Annotated in this window: 17 protein-coding genes; 7 read left to right on the top strand and 10 right to left on the bottom strand. The window is 72.1% G+C overall.

Annotated features, from left to right (window positions below):
- Positions 1 to 126: 126 nt before the first annotated feature.
- The 3 genes from IEY93_RS04975 to IEY93_RS04965 form a co-directional block, all read right to left on the bottom strand.
- A complete protein-coding gene (locus IEY93_RS04975; protein ID WP_189161742.1) occupies positions 127 to 1,347 on the bottom strand; it encodes an acetyl-CoA C-acetyltransferase in 1,221 nt (406 codons plus the stop codon).
- 148 nt (positions 1,348 to 1,495) lie between these two features.
- The gene (locus IEY93_RS04970) at positions 1,496 to 2,842 is read right to left on the bottom strand and encodes an outer membrane protein assembly factor BamB family protein (RefSeq protein WP_229690874.1); all 1,347 of its coding nucleotides are present in this window, start codon (positions 2,840 to 2,842) and stop codon (positions 1,496 to 1,498) included.
- A 58-nt stretch (positions 2,843 to 2,900) separates the two neighbouring features.
- Positions 2,901 to 3,887 (bottom strand): SGNH/GDSL hydrolase family protein, encoded by a 987-nt coding sequence (locus IEY93_RS04965; RefSeq protein WP_229690873.1) that lies wholly within the window; start codon positions 3,885 to 3,887, stop codon positions 2,901 to 2,903.
- A gap of 274 nt (positions 3,888 to 4,161) precedes the next feature.
- Here IEY93_RS04965 and IEY93_RS04960 point away from each other — a divergent pair, with 274 nt between their 5' ends.
- Positions 4,162 to 5,541: a cystathionine beta-synthase gene (locus tag IEY93_RS04960; protein WP_189161741.1), complete on the top strand. Its 1,380-nt coding sequence runs from the start codon at positions 4,162 to 4,164 to the stop codon at positions 5,539 to 5,541.
- A 207-nt stretch (positions 5,542 to 5,748) separates the two neighbouring features.
- On the opposite strand, the gene IEY93_RS04955 is transcribed toward IEY93_RS04960, so the two are convergent.
- Positions 5,749 to 6,921: a sensor histidine kinase gene (locus IEY93_RS04955; protein ID WP_189161740.1), complete on the bottom strand. Its 1,173-nt coding sequence runs from the start codon at positions 6,919 to 6,921 to the stop codon at positions 5,749 to 5,751.
- A 120-nt stretch (positions 6,922 to 7,041) separates the two neighbouring features.
- Here IEY93_RS04955 and IEY93_RS04950 point away from each other — a divergent pair, with 120 nt between their 5' ends.
- Complete coding sequence (locus IEY93_RS04950; RefSeq protein WP_189161739.1) at positions 7,042 to 8,187, top strand: cystathionine gamma-synthase; 1,146 nt, start codon at positions 7,042 to 7,044, stop codon at positions 8,185 to 8,187.
- 83 nt (positions 8,188 to 8,270) lie between these two features.
- Here IEY93_RS04950 and IEY93_RS04945 read toward each other — a convergent pair whose 3' ends face one another.
- The 4 genes from IEY93_RS04945 to IEY93_RS04930 all read right to left on the bottom strand — a co-directional run bounded on the left by IEY93_RS04945 (position 8,271) and on the right by IEY93_RS04930 (position 13,027).
- A complete protein-coding gene (locus tag IEY93_RS04945) occupies positions 8,271 to 8,702 on the bottom strand; it encodes a hypothetical protein (RefSeq protein ID WP_189161738.1) in 432 nt (143 codons plus the stop codon).
- A 75-nt stretch (positions 8,703 to 8,777) separates the two neighbouring features.
- A complete protein-coding gene (locus tag IEY93_RS04940) occupies positions 8,778 to 8,948 on the bottom strand; it encodes a hypothetical protein (protein ID WP_189161737.1) in 171 nt (56 codons plus the stop codon).
- A 466-nt stretch (positions 8,949 to 9,414) separates the two neighbouring features.
- Complete coding sequence (locus tag IEY93_RS04935) at positions 9,415 to 11,373, bottom strand: vWA domain-containing protein (RefSeq protein WP_189161736.1); 1,959 nt, start codon at positions 11,371 to 11,373, stop codon at positions 9,415 to 9,417.
- A 184-nt stretch (positions 11,374 to 11,557) separates the two neighbouring features.
- Positions 11,558 to 13,027 carry a sigma 54-interacting transcriptional regulator gene (locus tag IEY93_RS04930; RefSeq protein WP_229690872.1) on the bottom strand — a complete coding sequence of 490 codons (1,470 nt, stop codon included), beginning with the start codon at positions 13,025 to 13,027 and terminating at the stop codon, positions 11,558 to 11,560.
- 170 nt (positions 13,028 to 13,197) lie between these two features.
- On the opposite strand from IEY93_RS04930, the gene IEY93_RS04925 reads away from it, so the two are divergent.
- Together IEY93_RS04925 and IEY93_RS04920 are read left to right on the top strand one after the other, a co-directional pair.
- Positions 13,198 to 14,400, top strand: a complete 1,203-nt coding sequence (locus tag IEY93_RS04925; protein ID WP_229690871.1) for an FIST signal transduction protein — start codon at positions 13,198 to 13,200, stop codon at positions 14,398 to 14,400.
- 60 nt (positions 14,401 to 14,460) lie between these two features.
- A complete protein-coding gene (locus IEY93_RS04920) occupies positions 14,461 to 15,468 on the top strand; it encodes an ROK family protein (protein WP_229690870.1) in 1,008 nt (335 codons plus the stop codon).
- A gap of 102 nt (positions 15,469 to 15,570) precedes the next feature.
- On the opposite strand, the gene IEY93_RS04915 is transcribed toward IEY93_RS04920, so the two are convergent.
- The gene (locus tag IEY93_RS04915; RefSeq protein ID WP_189161734.1) at positions 15,571 to 17,001 is read right to left on the bottom strand and encodes a S41 family peptidase; all 1,431 of its coding nucleotides are present in this window, start codon (positions 16,999 to 17,001) and stop codon (positions 15,571 to 15,573) included.
- An 88-nt stretch (positions 17,002 to 17,089) separates the two neighbouring features.
- On the opposite strand from IEY93_RS04915, the gene IEY93_RS04910 reads away from it, so the two are divergent.
- The 3 genes from IEY93_RS04910 (at position 17,090) to ilvA (ending at position 20,288) form a co-directional block, all read left to right on the top strand.
- Positions 17,090 to 17,743, top strand: coding sequence for a response regulator transcription factor (locus IEY93_RS04910; RefSeq protein WP_189161733.1), 654 nt, complete (start codon positions 17,090 to 17,092; stop codon positions 17,741 to 17,743).
- Positions 17,740 to 18,915 (top strand): sensor histidine kinase, encoded by a 1,176-nt coding sequence (locus IEY93_RS04905; RefSeq protein WP_229690869.1) that lies wholly within the window; start codon positions 17,740 to 17,742, stop codon positions 18,913 to 18,915. The genes IEY93_RS04910 and IEY93_RS04905 overlap by 4 nt, the downstream gene beginning before the upstream one ends.
- Positions 18,916 to 19,073: 158 nt before the next feature.
- On the top strand, positions 19,074 to 20,288 hold the full coding sequence (ilvA, locus tag IEY93_RS04900; protein ID WP_189161732.1) for a threonine ammonia-lyase: 1,215 nt from the start codon (positions 19,074 to 19,076) through the stop codon (positions 20,286 to 20,288).
- Positions 20,289 to 20,346: 58 nt separating this feature from the next.
- Here ilvA and IEY93_RS04895 read toward each other — a convergent pair whose 3' ends face one another.
- Positions 20,347 to 20,778, bottom strand: coding sequence for a hypothetical protein (locus IEY93_RS04895; protein ID WP_189161731.1), 432 nt, complete (start codon positions 20,776 to 20,778; stop codon positions 20,347 to 20,349).
- Positions 20,779 to 20,862: the final 84 nt, after the last annotated feature.

Genomic DNA, 20,862 nt, shown 5'->3' with positions numbered 1-20,862 from the left:
CTCGCCGGCGAGCACCCTGACTGGGACGACTACCGCGCCGCCATGGAGCGGGACCGGCGGGTGATCGTCCGCATCGACCTCACCCGCGCCGGTCCCGACGTCCACGGCTGACCGCCGGGCGCGCCGTCAGCTCAGGCGCTCCAGCACCATCGCCATGCCCTGGCCGCCGCCGACGCACATCGTCTCAAGGCCGATCGACTTGTCGTGGAAGCGCAGGCCGTTGATCAGCGTGGAGGTGATGCGGGCGCCGGTCATGCCGAACGGGTGCCCGACGGCGATCGCCCCGCCGTTGACGTTCAGCCGGTCGAGGTCGATGCCGAGCTCCTGGTAGGACGGGATGACCTGCGCCGCGAACGCCTCGTTGATCTCCACGAGGTCGACGTCCGCGATCGCCATGCCGGCCCGGCGCAGCGCCTGCCGGGACGCCTCGACCGGGCCGAGGCCCATGATCTCGGGGGACAGGCCGGTGAGCCCGGTGGAGACGATGCGGGCCAGCGGCGTGATGCCCAGCTCGGCGGCCTTGACGTCGCTCATCACGATCACCGCGGCGGCGCCGTCGTTCAGCGGGCAGCAGTTGCCGGCCGTCACCGTGCCGTCGGGCCGGAACACCGGCTTGAGCTGGGAGACCGCCTCGTAGGTCGTGCCGGGGCGCGGGCCGTCGTCCTTGCCGACGACGGTGCCGTCCGGCAGGGTGACCGGGGTGATGTCCTGCTCCCAGAAGCCGTTGGCCAGGGCCTTCTCGGCGAGGTTCTGCGAGCGGACGCCGAACTCGTCCTGCTCGCGCCGGCTCACCCCGCGCAGCCCCGCGACGTTCTCGGCGGTCTGCCCCATCGCGATGTAGACGTCGGGCAGCCGCTCGTCCTCGCGCGGGTCGCGCCACTGCGGGGCGCCGGCCTCGGCCCGCGCGTCGGTGCGGGTCTTGGCGTCCAGGAAGAGCGGATTGGTGGTGTCGGGCAGCGAGTCAGAGCTGCCCTTGACGAACCGCGACACGCACTCGACGCCGGCCGAGATGAACACGTCCCCCTCGCCGGCCTTGATGGCGTGGAAGGCCATGCGCGTCGTCTGCAGGGACGAGGAGCAGTAGCGGGTGACCGTGGTGCCGGGGACGCCGTCCAGGCCGAGCAGCACCGACACCACGCGGGCCATGTTGAAGCCCTGCTCGCCGCCGGGCAGGCCGCAGCCCAGCATCAGATCGTCGACCTGCGCCGGATCGAGCTGGGGAACCTTGTCCAGCGCCGCCCGGACCATCTGGACGGTGAGATCGTCCGGACGGATGTCCTTGAGCGACCCCTTGAAGGCGCGGCCGATCGGCGAGCGTGCGGTCGCGACGATGACTGCCTCGGGCATGTGGCTCTCCAGGTTGGTGGCGGGGCTCCCTCCTTGCGGAGGTTACCGCGCGGTAGGCCCGTTGCCACCCGCCGGGGCACCAAGAAACAGAACTATGTACGGCGGACACGCCGCGAGCCCCGCCGGCCTGTGCCCCGGCCCACATGGGTCAGCCGTACATGCCGGAAGTGGTGCCGGTGGTGTCCTGGACCGCGTGCAGCGCGCCCTTCTCGTCCCGCCAGAGCCGCCAGCCGTCCTGGCTGCCGGTGAACCACGCCGGAGGCGCCTCGGCGCCGGACAGCCGCCTGCCGGTGGCCAGGTCGAACTCGCACAGCGCCGCGACCGCGTAGAAGCCCTGGGGAGCCGCGCGCAGCGGCAGCGGCTTGGGATCGGTCACGCAGAACGACCAGCCGCGCTGCCCCTTGAGCGGGGTGGGCTGCCCGGAGGCGAGATCGAACGCCGACCCGGCGGCATTGGGCTTGAGGAAGCCGAGCCGCGCCATGTCGCCGGGGAAGGCGAGCCACCAGCCGGTGCCGGGCACCTGCTCGGCGGTGATCTGCCCCAGCACCCGCCCGGAGGCGGGGTCGAGCCGGGCGAACCCGCCGTACTGCCCCTGGTCGTCCACCGGGCGCACGATGGGCGCCGTGCCGGGGCTCCCGCTCGGGTAGACGCGGACCACCGACGGGCGCAGCCAGTTCACCCTGCCGTCGGCCAGCCGCACCGAGAAGACGCCGAAGGAGGAGGTCTTCCTGCGCGGATTGGTGTACGGGGCGACGTAGCCGACCAGGTCGGTGCCGGAGACGCCGAAGGCCCAGCCGCCGGACAGGTCCACGCCCGGGCGCAGCGCCTGCTCGACCGGCAGCTCCCACAAGGGCTTGCCGGTCTTGACGTCGTGGGCGGACAGCGCGGGGTGCCTGGCCATGCGCAGGAGGACGACCCGGCCGGCGTCGGACCACTCGACCTCGGCGATGCCGGGGAGCTTCCACACGGTGCGCCCGGTCAGCGGGTCGAGGACCACCATGCGGGCCGAGGCCAGGGCGGTGTTCTCCGACAGGCAGATGTACGGCCCGCAGCGCTGCGGGCCGAAGGTGGAGTGGACCGGCCGCGACCATTTGCGCCGCCCGGTGCGCGCGTCCAGGGCGACCAGGGAGGCGGCCCACCTGCCGTGCCTGCCCGCCGGGTCGACGGCCGCGACGACACCCTGGCCCGGGGCGGTCTCGACGGCGGCGGGCGGTTGCACCCCCATGCCGGGCAGCCGTCCGGCGACGGTGGCGGGGTGCGTCCACAGTTTCCTGCCGCTCGGCAGGTCGAGGACGGTGGTCTCCAGCGTGCCGTCCGCCCGCATCGAGGTCACCGAGGCCACACCGGCGGCCGCGGTGGCGCGGCTGACGGCGTTGACCTCGTCGTTGCGCCAGCTCGGGCGGGCTTTCTCACCCGCCGCCGTGCTGCTGGAGCATCCGGCGAGGGCCAGGACCCCGGCGAGCGTCAGAGCCGGTTTCGCGAGAGGCCGGATCACGGCTATCACCCTCCAATATGGACGACGGTGACGACCGTGTCGCGGAGGGTGACCGGTGCTAGGCGCTGCGGGGCATCGCCCCCGGCCTGCGGCGAAGAAGCGTGGCCCAGCGTCCCTGGGGGCCGGTCGCGCGGCCGGCGACGCGGGTAGCGGTGACCTCGGTGCCGGACTCCTCCGCGGCCTTGGCCGCCGCGAGGTAAATGGATTGCGATCCTTCGCCACGCTCGGGCTCGGACTCGGGCCCGAACCCCAACGCGGCGCATACAGAAGGTAGCACTACGTAAGCGGACCGTTGGTAACCTCGGGCAGATGGGTGATATCTGTCGGGTCCGAACATCTCGCCGGGATATGTGGCGAATTCCGGGCCCAGGATGTCGGCGAAGGCCACCGTCCGCCCGCCCTCCTCGATCACCGCGACCGTCTGCGCGGCGGCGAGCTGGCGGCTCCACCGCCGGGTGACCCAGCGCAGCGGCTGCGCGATCGGCCGGACGGTTCCCAGGTCCGGGCAGGTGCCGACGACGACCTCCGCGCCGGCCCGGCGCAGCCGCGCGACGGCCTCGCGCAGATGCCGCACCGCGTCGGCCGGCCGGGTGGCGGTGGTGACGTCGTTGGCCCCCACGAAGATCACCGCGACGTCGGGACGCTCCCTGAGCGCCCGGTCGACCTGGTGGGACAGGTCGGCCGACGCCGCGCCCGAGAGCCCGAAGACGTTCAGCCGCACCGGGCGGCCCGCGGCGGCGGCCAGGCCCGTGGCGATGGTCACGGCGGGGGTGTCGGCCGGATCGGAGACGCCGAGCCCGACGGAGGTCGAGTCGCCGAGCATCACCATGCTGATCGCCTCGCCCGCCGTCCGGTCCCCGTACAGCCCGTCGGAGGCCGGGCCGTCCATGCCGTGCGGGCGGCCCACGATCCTGCGCGCGAGGGTCGCCTCGGCGATGAGAAGTCCGTACATCGCGGCCCCGAGCGCGGTCACACCACCGCCGCCGAGCGCGGCCGCTGTGGCGATGCGACGAGCCGCCCGTGCGGTGGCGGGCGTCCAGATCACTTCCGGTGTCCCTTCTTTGATCCTCGTGCTGTCCTGGTGATTCCCGTACCGGTTGCGGGACTCACAACGGCAGGTGGCGGCCGGGTGACGCGTTCCGGGAGAGCCTGGGTGACCTTCGATGTGCGGGTTAGGGGGCCCCGGAGCGCTGGTGTCCGTCCCCGGTGCTCCTTGCGGTGACGGTACGGTGAGGAATTGGAACGGCCGGACCGGAATCACGCACCGGAACCGGCATCGGCAAGCTCTTCAGCTTCGGCACAATGAGGTGTTATTCCCGGTGCGCGTACACGATTCGCTCATCGAACTCATGGGCAACACTCCGCTCGTGCGGCTGCGCAAGGTCACGGCCGGCGTCTCCGCACAGGTTCTGGCCAAGGTCGAATATTTCAATCCGGGCGGTTCGGTGAAGGACCGCATCGCGCTGCGCATGGTCGAGGCCGCCGAGCGCTCGGGCGCGCTCAGGCCCGGCGGCACCATCGTGGAGCCCACCTCCGGCAACACCGGCATCGGCCTGGCCATCGTGGCGCAGGATCGAGGCTACCGCTGCCTGTTCGTGGTCCCGGACAAGGTGGCCCAGGACAAGATCGCGACGCTGCGCGCGTACGGCGCCGAGGTCGTGGTCTGCCCCACCGCGGTCTCGCCCGACCACCCGGACTCCTACTACTCGGTCTCCGACCGGCTGGTACGCGAGCTGCCGAACGCCTGGAAGCCCGACCAGTACTCCAACCCGGAGAACCCCGCGAGCCACTACCACTCGACCGGGCCGGAGATCTGGGAGCAGACCGAGGGCCGCATCACGCACTTCGTGGCCGGCGTCGGCACCGGCGGCACGATCAGCGGCACCGGCCGCTACCTCAAGGAGGTCTCGGGCGGCCGGGTGCAGGTCATCGGCGCCGACCCCGAGGGCTCGGTCTATTCCGGCGGGTCGGGGCGCCCCTACCTGGTGGAGGGGGTCGGCGAGGACTTCTGGCCCGCGACCTACGACACCACGGTGGCCGACCGCATCGTCGCGGTCTCCGACAAGGACTCCTTCGCCATGACCCGCCGCCTCGCCCGCGAGGAGGCCCTGCTGGTCGGCGGTTCCTGCGGCATGGCGGTGGTCGCGGCGCTGCGGGTCGCCGCCGAGGCCGGGCCGGACGCCGTCGTGGTCGTCCTGCTGCCCGACGGCGGGCGCGGCTACCTGTCGAAGATCTTCAACGACGAGTGGATGGCCGACTACGGCTTCCTGACCTCCTCCAGCGACGAGGGGCTGGTCGGCGACGTGCTGGGCCGCAAGTCGCCGGGCCTGCCGGAGTTCGTGCACGCCCACCCGCACGAGTCGGTCAGCACGGCGATCTCCATCATGCGCGAGTACAGCGTCTCGCAGCTTCCGGTGATGAAGGAGGAGCCGCCGGTCATGGCGGCCGAGGTCGTCGGCTCCATCGTGGAGCGCGACCTGCTGGAGGGCCTCTACCGGGGCAGGATCCGCGGCGAGGACCCGATCGAGAAGCACATGTCGGCCCCGCTGCCCATGGTCGGCGCCGGCGAGCCGGTCGCGGTGGCGATCGACGCGCTGGAGAAGGCCGACGCCGCGGTGGTCCTCGACGACGGCAAGCCGATCGGCATGCTCACCCGCCAGGACCTCCTCGCCTTCCTGGCCAGCACCGTCAACATCTGACGCTCCAGGTTCGGCACCGGGCCGCGTGACGAGATCTCGCGGCCCGGCACCGGCGTCCCGCGTCAGGCGGCGGCGCGGTCCCGGGGCCTTCGAGGTCGCGCGGCGAAGGCTGGTCGTGCGGGTTCGAGGCGGCGTCTCAGGGCTGGTCGTACGGTCCCCGGGAGCTTGAGGTGGCGCGGTCGTGCGGTATCGAAGGCCAGGCCGCGGTCAGGAGGCGGTGGTCCCGCGGTCGGCGGGGAACCACGCGCGGGTCTCCCAGGAGCCGTCGGCGGCGGGTCCGGCGACCAGCCGGCCGCCCAGGGCCGTCACGCGCTCGGCCATGCCCACCAGGCCGTACCCACCGCCCATGCGCGACAGGCGCGGGTCGGCGAAGCTCCGCTCATTGCGGACGCACAGCACCACCCCGCCCTCGGCCGCGCGCAGGTCGGCCCGCACCCACCGGGTGTGCGGGGCGTGCCGCCGCACGTTGGTGAGCGCCTCCTGCAGTACGCGGTGCAGGGTGGTGAGCACCTCCGGCGCCAGGTCGGCCTCCGCGAGGCCCTGCTGCACGTCGAAGGCGGTCGGCGGGCCGGACGCCGAGAAACGTTCGACGAGTACGCGCAGGTCGGCGAGGCCGGTGCCCGGCTGCCGCGAGGCGTCGTCCGACGCGCGCAGCACGCCGACGAGCCGCCGCATCGAGGTCAGCGCGTCCGCTCCGGCGTGGGCGATCGCGTCGAGCGCGGGCACGAGGGCCTCGGGTTTGGCGGCGGCGACCGTCCGCGCCGCCTGGGCCTGGACGACGATGCCGGTGATGTGGTGGGCGACCAGGTCGTGCAGCTCGCGGGCCAGCTCCAGGCGCTCGGCCCTGCGTACGGCGTCCACCGCCACCCTGCGGTGCTCGCGCTGGTAGCGCTGGTAACCACCGGCGCCCGCCGCGGCGGCCCAGCCCACGAACGCCAGGAACCCGAGGGGGAGGGCGGCCGGGGCCAGGGTCCGCAGGCTCGCCAGCTCCAGGACCACCGCCGCCGCCACCGCGAGCCAGACGGCCTTGCGCAGCGGCTCGACCCAGCGCAGCACGCTCACGGTGAGCAGCAGGATCGTCACGGTCTCCGCGCCGCCGGGTGCGCCCCGGGAGGAGAAGCCGGCCCACGTGAGCGCGATCGTCGTGACGGAGGCGGCGGCGGACATGCCCATGACCAGCACCACCCCCGGCACGCGGAAGCGATGGCGCAGCAGGTAGGCCCCGATGCCGATCAGCCCGATCAGCGGGACGGCCGCCTGCGCCTCGCGCTCGGCGGCCGCCATGCCGACGTCGAAGATCAGTAGCAGCCCGAGGAACCCCGCCAGCGCGACGTCGCCGAGCCGCCGGATCACGCGGACCAGCCGCGGGGTGTCCTCCACGGCCACCGAGGGTAGTTCGTGACGCGCCGATGCCGTATCGGCCGTTCGGCCGAATCTCGCGGTCAGGGCACCGGCGGGAGGGTACGGACGCACCTCGCCGGAGGGCGATACCGTGAAGTCATGATTGAAGGCTTTGAGACACTGGCCGTTCACGCGGGCCAGGAGGCCGACCCGCGCACCGGCGCGGTGGTGCCCCCGATATACGCCACCTCCACCTACAAGCAGGACGGTGTCGGCGGACTGCGGTCGGGCTATGAGTACAGCCGCTCGGCGAACCCGACCAGGACCGCGCTGGAGGAGTGCCTGGCCGCGATCGAGAGCGGCACCCGCGGGCTGGCGTTCGCGTCCGGCCTGGCCGCCGAGGACGCGCTGCTGCGCACCATCTGCCGGCCGGGCGACCACGTCATCATCCCCGACGACGCCTACGGCGGCACCTACCGGCTGTTCGCCAAGGTGCTGCAGCGCTGGGGGCTGCACTTCGACCCGGTGCCGCTCGGCGACCTCGACGCGGTGCGCGCGGCCGTCCGGCCCGCCACCACCAAGGCGATCTGGGTGGAGACCCCGACCAATCCGCTGCTGAACATCGCCGACATCGAGGCGCTCGCCGCGATCGCCCACCAGGCGGACGCGCGGCTGGTGGTGGACAACACCTTCGCCTCGCCGTACCTCCAGCAGCCGCTCACGCTGGGCGCCGACGTGGTGGTCCACTCGACGACCAAGTACGTCGGCGGCCACTCGGACGTGATCGGCGGCGCCCTCGTCACCGGCGACCAGGGCCTCGGGGAGGAGCTGGCCTACCACCAGAACGCCATGGGCGCCATCGCCGGGCCGTTCGACGCCTGGCTGACGCTGCGCGGCATCAAGACCCTCGCGCTGCGCATGGAGCGCCACTGCGACAACGCCGAGCGCGTCGTGGACCTGCTGCTGTCGCACCCCCGGGTGACCCAGGTGCTCTATCCCGGGCTCGCGGGCCACCCGGGGCACGAGGTCGCGGCCAAGCAGATGCGGCGGTTCGGCGGCATGATCTCCTTCCGCGTGGCGGGCGGCGAGGAGGAGGCGGTCGCGATCTGCGACCGTACGAAGCTGTTCACGCTGGGCGAGTCGCTCGGCGGCGTCGAGTCGCTGATCGAGCACCCGGGGCGGATGACCCACGCCTCCGCGGTGGGCTCGCCGCTGGAGGTGCCTTCGGACCTGGTGCGCCTGTCGGTCGGCATCGAGACCGCGAGCGACCTGCTGGCCGACCTCACGCAGGCCCTCGGCTCCTGACGTGCCGCGTGCCGGATCCCGGGGCCGTAGGCGTCCGGGATCCGGTGAACGGTGTCAGCGGTGGACGGTCAGGGGGCCTGCCGTCAGGGGTTGAACCAGACCATCAGCACCAGGATCACCAGCCAGATGAGCGCCATGATCGACGACAGGGTGGCGATGCGGCCGGTCTGCACCTTGGCGTCGTCCGCGGGCGTCTCGGTGGACAGCGCCCGGACGGCGGCGCGCTGGTCGCGTTCGATGACGAACAGCAGCACCGCCCCCACGATGAACAACGTCATCGAGATCGACAGGTACGGCAGGCCGAGGACGCTGCGGCCGAGCAGGATGCCGAACAGGAAGACGCCGAGGGTGAGGACGCCGAAGATGCGCGTCGTGCGGTGCAGGTGGCGCAGCACGCCGACGTCCTTGGCCCTGATGTAGCGCGGTGTGAAGCTGGTGGCGACCGTCACCGGGCCGATGGCGAAGATCGCGAAGCCGATGTGCAGCCAGAGCAGGAGCTTGTCGAGGAACGACATGCCGCTGAGGCTATCGTCTTATTGATCAGCCTGGGAACGGTCTCGCCCCGATCGGGGGCAATCATGGATCTCGGCTCACGCATTCGGGACGTTCGGGAAGTCCCGCGCGCTCTGCGCCTGCTCGCCGGGCGGGACGGCCGGCTCGGGGACCTGCGGCCTGCCCTGGAGCTGCCGGTTGTTCACGGTGATCTCGAACATCGCCACCGTGACGACCATGACGACCAGGAGAGCGACTGCCGCCAACATTGCACTCTCCTTTCCATGCGTGCTTTCGGCGTTCACGGATCGCGGGGAACCCTTCTAATGAACATCCTCCGAGATTGCATTTCGATCGGCAAATGATTAACGATCCGATGGAATTCGCGCGGATCGGCAAGATCGATTGTTCGGAATGGACATACCCCTATAAATGGCCATATATACCCACGGTCGGTCGACGTCCTGCCTGGTAGGAAGGTTTTCGGCCGGTCCAGCCGGGATGGGCGCGGCCGATCAGAACCGGCCGCGCGAGGGCGCCGGCGCGGAACTCGACCGGCTGTGGGATCGCCATTCGGGCACGCCAGACACCCGCACGCGGACGGCCGCTCACGTGCGGGTCAGCGGATGTTCCGGCTGGTCGCGTGCGGGTTCAGCGGGTGTGGCGACCGGTCATCGGCGCCGCCGGCGGGCGGCGCGATGATCGGCGCGTGCGGGGTGAATGAGAGCGGCCGGGTCAGCGGGCGCGGCGGGCCCGCAGGAAGTCGCTGACGACGTACTCGCCGAGCCGGTCGGCGCTGGGGGAGAAGACCCGGCCGCCGTTGCGCCGCGCCACCTCGTCCACGAACTCCTTCAGCCGCTCGTCGGTGGCCAGCATGAAGACGTTGAGCGTCGCCCGGCGCCTGGTCATCTTGTCGACCTCGGCCAGTGTCAGCTCCAGCGTCTCGCGCGAGGGCGGCCACTCGAACCACGATCGCCCGTTGCGCTGGAGGTGCGCGGTCGGCTCGCCGTCGGTGACCACCAGCACCACCGGCTCGAAGTCGGGGTGCCGGTCCAGGTGGCGGCCGGCGATCAGCAGCGCGTGGTGCAGGTTGGTCCCCTGGACCATGTCCCACTCCAGCCCGGCCAGCTCCTCCGGCTGCAGCACCCGCGCGTAGTTGGAGAAGCCGATGATCTGCACGGCGTCCTGCGGGAACTTCGAGGCGACCAGCGCCTGCAGGGCGAGCGCCGTCTGCTTGGCGGGCGCCCAGGTGCCCCGCAGGGCCATCGAGTAGGACAGGTCGACCAGCAGGCACACCGCCGCGGCGGTGCGCCGCTCGGTCTCGGAGACCTCGAAGTCCTCCACGGTCAGCGCCACCCGGCCACCGCCGTCGGGCCGCCCGCCACGCCGTACGCCGTTCACCAGGGTGCGCACGACGTCCAGGGGCTGCTCGTCGCCGAAGCGCCACGGCCTGCTCGTCCCGGTCAGCTCGCCGGCGGCCCCGGCGTCACGCTGGTCGTGGTCGCCGCGGCGCCCGGAGTCGAGGGAGGCGAAGACCCGGCGCAGGGCGGTCTCACCGAGCCGGCGCACGGCCTTCGGGGTGAGCTCCAGCTTGCCGCGCTGCCGGCGCAGGTATCCCTGCTCCTCCAGCTCCCGTTCGATGCGCCGCAGCGCCGCCAGGTCGTCCACGGCGCTGCGGCCGAGGGCGCGGCGGATCGCCGCCTCGTCGATGTCGTCCAGCCTGGCCCCGGGGTAGTCCTGCCCGAGGGACTGCTCCAGGCGGTCCAGGTCGGCGAGCTCCTCCAGGGCGTTGACGGCGTCCCCCATGCCGAGGGGCTGTTCGCCGTCCATCCGCTCGGCGCCGTCCCAGGCGAGATCGGGACGCCGCGCGTACAGGGCCTCGCCGAGGCGGGCCATCTGGTCGGCCAGCCCGGCCTGCTGCAGGGTCTGGTCGATCAGGGACTGCAGCTCGGCGCGCTGCTCGGGGGACATCGAGGCGAGCATCCGCTGGGCCGCCGCGGCGCGGCGGGCCAGGATGTCGACGAGCTCTTCCAGGTCGCGGGGGTTCTCCGGGAAGAACTCGCCGTGCTCGTCCATGAACCGCTGGAAGTCCTGCGGGGTGTGCTGCCCCTTGGCGTCCCGGTCCAGCATGTCGTTCAGATCCGACATCATCTGCCGGACCCGTTCCATCGCCTCCGGGTCGGGGTCGGCGAGCGCGTCCCGCATGCCGCGGAACCGGCTGTCCAGGACCTCCCTGCGCAGCAGGTCGCGCAGCTCCTCGAACGTCGCGCGCGCCGCGTCCGACCGCCATTCGTAGGAGCCGAGCTGCTGGATGGCGCTCGCGGTGTCGGCCGGCACGCTGTCCAGCTCGGCCTCGCGCAGCCGTGCCTCGTCGGAGGGGTCGGGGAACAGCTCGGCCCGCTCCTGCCCGATCGCCTTGTCCAGCAGCGCCCGGGCGCGGTCGAGGGTGCCGGTGAGGTTGCCGCGATCACGCAGCTCGCGGCGGCGGCGCCGCACCTCGCGGAGCAGCTCGTCCAGGCCACGCCGGTCGGGCGCGCCGGGCAGCCCGCGCCGCAGCAGGTCGCGCAGGGAGTCCATGGGGGTCGAGCCGGACAGGATCGCGTCGCCCATCTCGTCGAGCGCGGCGCGCACATCGTACGGCGGCGCCAGCGGGTCGGGCCCGTCGTGGTATTCGCCGTATCGGTAACCACTCATCGCATGTGAGCCTAATCCTCGTGCGGCGGTGTGCGAAGAACGCCCGGAAAAGTCGCAGGGAGGGGCGTACGGGCGTTCGGCGCCGGGGTGGGCCGGCGCGGGGGTGGCGGACCTCGGTCCGCGGGTGAGCGGCCGCGGCGTGGCGGCCGGGGCCCGGCGGGAGGGAGCGCCGGGCCCGGAGCGGTCAGGTGCGGTAGACGGCGCCTCCCTCGACGTCGTCCTTGGACAGGCGCCGCATCAGGTAGAGCCCTTCGAGCGCGAACTCCAGCGCGGCCGCGGCGTGCCCGGGGGACTCCTCCCCCTCGCCCATCCCGGCCGCGACCATGATCTTGGCGAGCCCGTTGACCGGGCCGATCTGCTGCAGCAGCTCGGTCGCCGGGGTCAGCTCCCCGGACTCGACGCGGGCGCCCTCGGAGAACTTGTCCAGCAGCGCCGAGAGATCCATGCCGCCCAGCGTGCCGCGGAAGGTCTCGGCGACGGCCCGGCGCAGCAGGTGCGCCAGCACCTCGACCTCGCGCCCCTCCTCGCTGACCTCGAACTCCACCTTGCCCCGCAGCGTCGGCACCACGCCCGGCAGGTCGGCGACCCGGGCCACCGGGCGCTCCTCGCCGGTCAGGGCGGCGCGGCGCACCGCCGAGGCGGCCGCGGTCTCGGCCGCGGCGATGGCGAAGCGGGCGGAGACCCCGGAACGGGAGTCGACGGCCGTGGACTCGCGCACCAGGCGGGTGAACCGGGCGATCGTCTCGATCAGGTGCTCGGGAAGCTCGGCGCTCAGACCGGCCGCCGCCGCGTCGCCCTCGCCCTCAGGCTCGTGCCCGCGCCAGTTCAGCGCCGACTCCTGGCGGATGAGCGCGAGCTCGTCCTCCAGGGTGGGCGGGTAGTGGGTGCGGATCTCCGCGCCGAAGCGGTCCTTCAGCGGGGTGATGATGCGGCCGCGGTTGGTGTAGTCCTCCGGGTTGGCGCTGGCGATCAGCAGGATGTCCAGCGGCAGCCGCAGGTTGTACCCGCGGACCTGGACGTCGCGCTCCTCCAGCACGTTCAGCAGCGACACCTGGATGCGCTCGGCCAGGTCGGGCAGCTCGTTGACCGAGAAGACACCGCGGTTGGTGCGGGGCACCAGGCCGTAGTGGACGGTCTCGGGGTCGCCGAGCGTGCGGCCCTCGGCGATCTTGATCGGGTCGACGTCGCCGATCAGGTCGCCCACCGAGGTGTCCGGCGTGGCGAGCTTCTCGCCGTACCGGTCGTCGCGGTGCTTCCAGGCGACCGGCAGGTCCTCGCCGCGCTCGGCGGCCAGCGCGCGGCAGCGGACGCACACGGGGACGTACGGGTGATCGTTGATCTCGCAGCCGTCGATGACCGGGGTCCACTCGTCGAGCAGGCCGGTGATCGTCCGGATGAGCCGGGTCTTGCCCTGCCCGCGCTCGCCCAGCAGGACGAGATCATGGCCCGCCAGCAGAGCACGCTCCAGGTGGGGCAGCACGGTTTCGTCGAATCCGACGATGCCCGGGAATCTCGGCGTCCGTGCGCGTAACCTGGCCAGCAGGTTTTCGCGGATCTCCGCCTTGACCGTGCGATAGGTGTGTCCACTTTCGCGCAGCTCACGGAGAGTGCGAGCCTGCGGCGATTCACTTCGCTGTGTGGGCGATTCATGCACGAAGACGAGACTACGTCGCGGGGGACGGTGTCGCAGCCTCGCCGCATTCCGGATCTTGACCATTCGGGGGCGCTGCGACGCGTTGTTGGTCCCGTAGTGGGGAGAATCCCGCTAAGAGGGGCGAACGTACGACACTTCCCGACTCGCGACATGTGGAGGAGGCGAGGCGTGTGGCGGTGCTGACGAGCCGGTTCGCGGACGGGCTCGCCGTGGGCCCGGACCTGGTCGCCGCCGCGGAGGCCGCGGTGCGCCAAGCGCTCTCCGGCCTGTCGGGACCCCCCGACCTCATCTGCTTCTTCATCTGCGGAGAGGATCCCGAGGCGGTCGCCCAGGCCGGCCTGCGCGTCACGCGCATGGCGCCGGGCGCCGAGGTCATCGGCTGCAGCGCCACCGGCGTGATCGGCGACGGCCGCGGCGTCGAGCTGACCTCGTCGGTCAGCGCGTGGGCGGCCAGCCTCGGCGAGGGCCGCGCCACCACCTTCGCCCTGGAGACCCTCCGCATGGAGGACCGCTTCGTGATCATCGGCCTGCCCGACCGCGCCCCGGACGACAAGGTGGCGATCCTGCTGGCCGATCCGTACAGCTTCCCCACCGACGCCTTCGTCGAGCACTCCTCCGACGTCCTCGGCGACCTGCCGATCGTCGGCGGCCTGGCCAACGGCATGCGCGGCCAGGGCTCGGTCCGCCTGTTCGCCGGCGGCGAGATGTACAGCGAAGGGGCGATCGGCGTCATGCTGAGCGGCCCGGTCAACGTCAGCGCCGTCGTCAGCCAGGGCTGCCGGCCGATCGGCCCCACCATGGTCGTCACCCGCTCCGAGGACAACCTGCTGCTCGAACTGGCCGGCCAGCCCGCGCTCGCCCGCCTGGAGGACATCGTCAGCGGCTTGGACGAGGCCGACCGCGAGCTGGTCGCCTCCGGGCTGCAGATCGGCGTCGCGATGGACGAGTACGCCGAGAGCCACGAGCGCGGCGACTTCCTGATTCGCGGCATCCTCGGCATCGACCCCGAACGCGAGGCCGTCGCCGTCGGTGACGTGCTCGACATCGGGCAGAGCGTCCGCTTCCAGGTCCGCGACGCCACCGCGGCCGACGAGGACCTTTACGCGCTGCTGGACGCCCACGTGGCCGATCGCGGGCACAGCGACGGCGCGCTGCTGTTCTCCTGCAACGGCAGGGGCACGGCGATGTTCGGCAGCTCCGACCACGACGCCCTCGCCCTGCACGACGCCCTCGGCCCCGTCGGCATGGCCGGCTTCTTCGCCGCCGGCGAGGTCGGCCCGGTCGGCGGCCACAACCACGTCCACGCCTTCTCCGCCGCCATCCTGGTCTTCTCCAGCACCCCGGACAACGGCACCACCCCCAAACCGGGCTGAAGCCTCCCCGTGTGATCCTTGGAGGCGGACCGGCGGCGTACGAGGTCAGGGAGGGTCACGGTGGCGGATGACCGGGGCGGGGCCGGAGGTCCCGAGGCGGTGCTGGCGATCGACATCGGCGGCACCAAGTTCGCCGCCGGGCTGGTCGGCGCCGAGGGCGAGATCATCGCCGCCGAACGGGTGGCCACCCCGCCCGGGGGCGAGGCCGAGACCCTGTGGAAGACCCTCACCGAGCTGATCGACTCCGTCCTCGCCCGCGAGCCGGCGACCAGGGTGACCGGCGTGGGCGTCGGCTGCGGCGGGCCGATGACCTGGCCCGAGGGGGCGGTCTCCCCGCTGAACATGCCCGGCTGGCGTGCCTTCCCGCTGCGGGCCCGGCTCGCCGGGCGCTTCCCCGGCCTGCCCGTGCGCGTCCACAACGACGCCATCTGCCTGGCCGCGGCCGAGCACTGGCGCGGCGCCGGGCAGGGCAGCGCCGACATGCTGGGCATGGTCGTCTCGACCGGCGTCGGCGGCGGCCTCATCCTCGGCGGCCGGCTGATCGACGGCGGCACCGGCAACGCCGGGCACATCGGGCACGTCGTCGTCGACCCCGGCGGCCCCGCCTGCCGGTGCGGCGGCCGGGGCTGCGTCGAGGCCATCGCCCGGGGCCCCGGCCTGGCCGCCTGGGCGCTGGACCAGGGCTGGGTCCCGGGGGCCACCGGCGCCCGCGCCGAAGGGCTGTACGAGGAGGCCGCCCCGGCGAGCGGGCGGCAGCTCTCGGCGGACGCCGCCGCGGGCGACCCGATCGCGCTGAGCGCCCTCGCCCGGGCCGGCCGCGCCCTCGGCATCGGCATCGCCTCGGCCACCCACCTGTGCGACCTGGACATCGTGACCATCGGCGGCGGCCTGTCGCAGGCCGGGCCGCCGCTGTTCGAGCCGCTGGAGGAGGCGCTGCGCGCGCACGCCCGCATGGACTTCGCCCGGCGGGTGCGCGTCGTGCCCGCCCGCCTCGGCCAGGACGCCGGCCTGATCGGCGCCGCCGCCCTCATCATCCACCCCACCCGCTACTGGACGGCTTCCGCCTGACATGTAACGGTTCCGAAGAATCGAGGTCGTGCTCGGCTTCGAGGTACAGGCTGCGCATGGCGGAGCCTGCACCTCGAAGAGAGAAGCCGCCTGATCGGTTTCTCAATGGTCGTTCTGGAGGAGCGAGAGGGCCTGGTCGATGGCGGGGTCCTTGCCTCGGGAAAGGGCGTCCGGGGTCAGGGGGGCCTGGTGGTCGGGCGCTACGCCGATGGTGGCCGCGGCTTCCTTGCCGGCCTGGAGGTTGTGGGCCTTGGGGAGCCCCAGGGCGCTGTTGTCATCGAGTCGGTACTCGTGAACAGGGCCGGAGGCGAAGCCCGCGGTACGGGTGCCGACCAGGGTGCCGAGGCGCAGGTCCTTGACGGCGCCGGCGAACATGTCGCAGGCAGAGGCGCAGTTGCGGTCGGTGAGAACCGTCAGGGGAAGGCGCACCAGCGGGGTGTTGTCAGGATATTGGGCCGTGCAGCGGGAGCGAACGTCACAGAAGTAGGCGTACGGCTTGCCGTGTACCCAGGCTCCCAGCAGTTTCTCGAGTTCGGCGCCCAGACCGCCGCCGTTGCCGCGCATGTCGAGGATGACTGCGCGCAGCTTGGCCTGGGTGCGCATTTCGGCGATGGCGGCGAGTACCTGGTCGGCCGTGCCGGGCGCGAAGGCGGACATCTGCACGTAGGCGACGTCGCCGTTCAGCAGCCGGGAATTCACGCTCGGCGGTGGCGGTGCGGAGCCGCCGGGCGGTGCGGGCGGCGTGGTCGGCGGCGAGAGAGTGACGCTGGAGGTCGTGCCGGTGGCCGGGTGGTGCAGTCGCAGCGTCACCGGGCTTTTCGGGCTGTCGATCCAGTCCAGCACGCCGGGCTGCATCGTGCCGTTGATGTACGGCGGAACCCCGTTGACCGTGATGATCTCGTCGCCGGGACGGACACCGGCGGTCGCCGCCGGTGAGCCGGGCTTCACCTGTGTCACGAACATCGGCCCTGACGCGGCGGGGTCGGGGCGGGTGCAGCACTGCACGCCGGAGACCTTGAAGCCGAGCGGCCCCGGCGCAGGGGGCGGGCCGTACTGCCACCTCGCGTGGTCGTCGTCGAGGCTGTCCACCATGCCGAGCATGGTCGCCGCGGCGATCGCCTGGCGGACGGCCGGGTCGCCCGGCAGCCGCTTCTCGATCTTCGTGTAGACGGCTGCGAAGGCGGCCCAGTCGGCCGTCCTGTCACCCGACAGGGCGGGCATGTTCGCGACGGCCTGATCGAGACCGCGACGTTGCAGCTCTCGCGTGAGCGCGGAGAAGGCGGGGACCAGCAGCGCGCGGCTTTGCAGGACCGAGCCGCTGTAGTAGTGGTCGAAGATGCACCAGTACGCCTGCTGCAGCGTGGTGATGGTGGTCGGTTTCCACTGCGGCGACGTCGGGCCGTTCGAGGGGGCCGTCTGCACACAGCCGGCCGGCCGTCCGGTGGCGCCGTTCGCGGTGGCGGGAAGCCCGCCCGCGAAGAGGGCGGCCGCGGCCACCGCGGCGATCGCAGCGGTGACGGTTCGTTTCTTCATGGCCGTCAACGTTGGCGGTCGTGGCGTTGCGCGGCTGTGAGCCTGGAGGCTAACACCGGCGCAACACCTGGCGTGCTAGAGACGCCGTATGCGGATTTTGGTGGCCGAGGACGAGTGGATTCTCGCCGACTGGATCGCCGAGGGGTTGCGCAAGTTCGCCATGGCGGTGGACGTCGTCTACGACGGGGAGGCGGCCGACGAGCACCTCGCGGTCCACGACTACGACGTGCTGGTGCTGGACCGCGATCTGCCTGGGATGCATGGTGACGAGATCTGCCGGAGGCTGGCCCTGTCCGGGGCCGATGTCCGCATCATCATGTTGACCGCTGCGGCTTCGGTGCGGGAGCGGATCGAGGGCCTGGGCATCGGCGCGGACGACTACCTGCCCAAGCCGTTCGATTTCGGGGAACTGGCCGCACGTGTCCAGGCCCTGGGCAGGCGCAGCCTGGCGCCCGTCCCACCGGTCCTCCAGCGGGCCGGCATCGTGCTGGACACCTACAGGCGCCAGGCGAGCCGCGATGGGCGCTTCGTTCCGCTGTCGCTCAAGGAGTTCGCCGTGCTGGAGGTCCTGCTGCGCGCCGACGGAGCCCCGGTCAGCGCGGAGAAGCTGCTGGAGCAGGCCTGGGACGCGAGCGCCGACCCGTTCACCACGGCCGTCCGCGTCGTCATCAACCGGCTGCGTGCCAAGCTGGGCGACCCGCCGTGCATCCACACCGAGGCCGGGGTCGGGTACCGGCTGTGACCCGCCGTACCGTGCGGGCACGGTTGACCATCATCTACTGCGGCCTGTTCATGGCCACCGGCGTCATCCTGCTGGTCACCAGCAACCTGGTGCTGATGAACACGCTGGCGCGTCGCACACCCACGGCCTCGGCGCCCCTCACCGGCGTCCCGCCGGAAGGCACCCCCGCCCCCGGAACGGGCCCCATGGTGATCAAGCAGACCTTCCATGCCTTCAACGCCTCGGTGCTCCGCGATCAGTGGATCACCACGGGCGTCATCATGGCGGTGCTGATCCTGGTGTCGGTCATCGTGAGCTGGCGGCTGGCCGGCCGCGTGCTGCGTCCCCTGCATCACATCACCGCCACCGCCCGCAGGCTGTCGCTGTCCAACCTGCACGAACGGATCGCCCTGGCCGGCCCGGCCGACGAGCTGCGCGACCTGGCCGACACCTTCGACGGCATGCTGGAACGACTCCAGCACGCCGCCGACTCCCAGCGCCGGTTCGTCGCCAACGCCTCACACGAACTCCGCACGCCGCTGGCCATCCAGCGCACAGTGCTCCAACTGGGCCTGGACGACCCGTCACCCGAGCAGCTGGCCCGAGTCCGCGGCCAGCTGCTGGAGATCACCGCCCGCAGCGAAGCCCTGATCGAGGGCCTGCTGGTGCTGGCCCAGGGCGAGCGCGGACTCGAAGAGGTCGAACCGGTGGCGCTCGCCGACCTCGTCCGGCAGGTCGCGTACGAGACCCCCGCCGAGGCCGTGACCCTGAGCGTCGACGCGGAGCCGTTCGACGTCATCGGCGATGAGGTACTGCTCGCCCGGCTCGTGGGCAACCTGGTGCACAACGCCGTCCGCTACAACCGGCCCGGTGGCGAGGTCGACGTGCGAGTGTCCGCCCAAGGGCTGCTGACCGTCCGTAACACCGGCCCCACCGTCCCGGAAGACCGCATCGGCGAACTGTTCGAGCCCTTCCGCAGAATGGACCGGACCCGAACCCGGACGGGCTCGTTCGACGGCGCAGGACTGGGCCTGTCGATCGTCGCCGCCATCGCCGAAGCCCACGGCGCCACCCTCACCGCACACCCCAACCCCGGCGGCGGCCTGGAAGTCAACGTCCGCTTCCCCGGCACGCGGGCCCAGCCCCGCCTCCGCCAACTGACCACGACGGTCCCAGCGGGCCGAGAGCCGTAGCGGCCGGCGACTTCTCCGTCGATGACGAGCCGATGTCGTCGGGCAAAGACCTGAAAGTACATGAATGACCATGGAGGGAGACACCGGATGATCGCCGCCGCAGGGTGATCGGCGGGGCGGTGCGTACCCGGCCAGGCCCAGGGTGGGAGACTTCGGGCATGGCGCACCCTCAGGTGACCTACGACGACGTGGTCGCCGCCCATGACCTGCTGCAGGACGTCGTGGTCCGCACTCCGCTGCTGCACTCCCGCGTGCTCTCCGAGCTGATCGGCGGCCCGGTCTACCTCAAGTGCGAGAACCTCCAGCGGGCCGGCTCGTTCAAGGTCAGAGGCGCCTACGTCCGCATCGCCCGCCTCAGCGAAGAGGAGCGGTCCAGGGGCGTGGTCGCGGCGAGCGCCGGCAACCACGCCCAGGGAGTCGCGCTGGCCTCAGGGCTGCTGGGCTGCAAGGCGACCGTGTTCATGCCCCAGGGCGCCCCGCTGCCCAAGATCGAGGCCACCCGCGCGTACGGCGCCGACGTGGTGCTCACCGGGACGACCGTGGACCACGCGCTGGCCGCGGCCAAGGAGCACGCCGAGGAGACCGGGGCGGTGTTCATCCACCCCTTCGACCACGCCGACATCGTGGCCGGTCAGGGCACCGTCGGGCTGGAGATCCTCGACCAGCTCCCCGACGTCGGCACGATCACGGTCGCGGTCGGCGGCGGCGGGCTCGCCGCGGGGGTGGGCCTCGCGGTGAAGTCCATGCGCCCCGGCGTGCGCGTGGTGGGCGTACAGGCCGAGCGGGCCGCCGCCTACCCCGCATCGCTCGCGGCCGGGCACCCCGTCGTGGTGGAACCGGCCTCCACCATGGCCGACGGCATCGCTGTCGGCCGGCCGGGCGACATCACCTTCGACATGATCCACTACCTGGTCGACAGCGTGGTGACCGTCTCCGAGGAGACCCTGTCCCAGGCCCTGCTGCTCTGCCTCGAACGCACCAAGCTCGTGGTCGAGCCGGCGGGCGTGGCGGGCGTCGCCGCCCTGCTCAGATGGCCGCACGCCTTCGAGCCGCCGGTGGTGGCGGTGCTCTCCGGCGGCAACATCGACCCGCTGCTGCTGTCACGGGTGCTGCGGCACGGCCTGTCGGCCGCGGGGCGCTACCTGGCCTTCCGGCTCCGCCTCCCCGACCGTCCCGGCGCGCTGGCCACCCTGCTCGGGCGCCTGGCCGATCTGGGGGCGAACGTCCTGGACGTCGGCCACGAGCGGGTGGACCCCCGGCTCCACCTGGACGAGGCCGAGGTGCTGCTCCACCTGGAGACCAAGGGCCCCGTCCACTGCGAAGAGGTCCTCACCGGCCTGCGCCGCGACGGCTACAAACTCATCTTCGGCTGACGCGTCTGCTGGAAGGCCGCATTGAGACCCTGGCGCGCCGAGCACTCCTCTCAAGGTCTCAAGGTTGAGAAGGGACCTGGAGCAAGGGACGCCAGGCCTGCCATCCGCGGCAGAGCACGTAGGCCAGCCCTGTGCTGACCACCAGCCAGCCATCGATCAGGACGTGTTGCAGACCTCCCTCCACGTTCAGGTTGAACAGCGCGAAGGCGGTGATGGCGACCTTGTGCACCAGCAACAGCTCCCAGATCCCCCACTGCCGCCTCGGCTGGACGGCGATGATCGCCCAGAGGCCGGCGAAGATGATGTACCCCAGCGTGCGCCACATCTCCGTCAGCAGGTGCGCGTCATCGCTGGCCGCCACCAAGGCGAACCCTGTGGCGAGCGCGCCCAGCGTCAGGAGGGCGTCCACTCCCATCAACACCCGGCCGATCTGATCCGCCCGCGTCGATGGGCGTTCGACCTGATACGGGCGGTTATGCGTTGCCGTCATGTGATCTTCCCTTCAGGTGGTACAGGCACGCTCACCCTTCCACCCGGCCCAGGCCACCCGCCTCCGCAGAAGTTACGTACGCTC

The organism is Sphaerisporangium melleum (genome assembly GCF_014646695.1).
Lineage (GTDB): Bacteria > Actinomycetota > Actinomycetes > Streptosporangiales > Streptosporangiaceae > Sphaerisporangium > Sphaerisporangium melleum.
Note: the sequence above shows the minus strand (reverse complement) of the source record. Positions and strands in the feature narration are given on the sequence as shown.

Coding starts and splice junctions, on each gene's coding strand:
- IEY93_RS04945 (WP_189161738.1), bottom strand. CDS start 8,702: ATGTCGTTCCTCGACAAGCTCCTGCTCTGGCTGCACATCGGCTTCGCG.
- IEY93_RS04940 (WP_189161737.1), bottom strand. CDS start 8,948: ATGTTGGCGGCAGTCGCTCTCCTGGTCGTCATGGTCGTCACGGTGGCG.
- IEY93_RS04935 (WP_189161736.1), bottom strand. CDS start 11,373: ATGAGTGGTTACCGATACGGCGAATACCACGACGGGCCCGACCCGCTG.
- ilvA (WP_189161732.1), top strand. CDS start 19,074: ATGGCGCACCCTCAGGTGACCTACGACGACGTGGTCGCCGCCCATGAC.
- IEY93_RS04895 (WP_189161731.1), bottom strand. CDS start 20,778: ATGACGGCAACGCATAACCGCCCGTATCAGGTCGAACGCCCATCGACG.
- IEY93_RS04975 (WP_189161742.1), bottom strand. CDS start 1,347: ATGCCCGAGGCAGTCATCGTCGCGACCGCACGCTCGCCGATCGGCCGC.
- IEY93_RS04950 (WP_189161739.1), top strand. CDS start 7,042: ATGATTGAAGGCTTTGAGACACTGGCCGTTCACGCGGGCCAGGAGGCC.
- IEY93_RS04915 (WP_189161734.1), bottom strand. CDS start 17,001: ATGAAGAAACGAACCGTCACCGCTGCGATCGCCGCGGTGGCCGCGGCC.
- IEY93_RS04910 (WP_189161733.1), top strand. CDS start 17,090: ATGCGGATTTTGGTGGCCGAGGACGAGTGGATTCTCGCCGACTGGATC.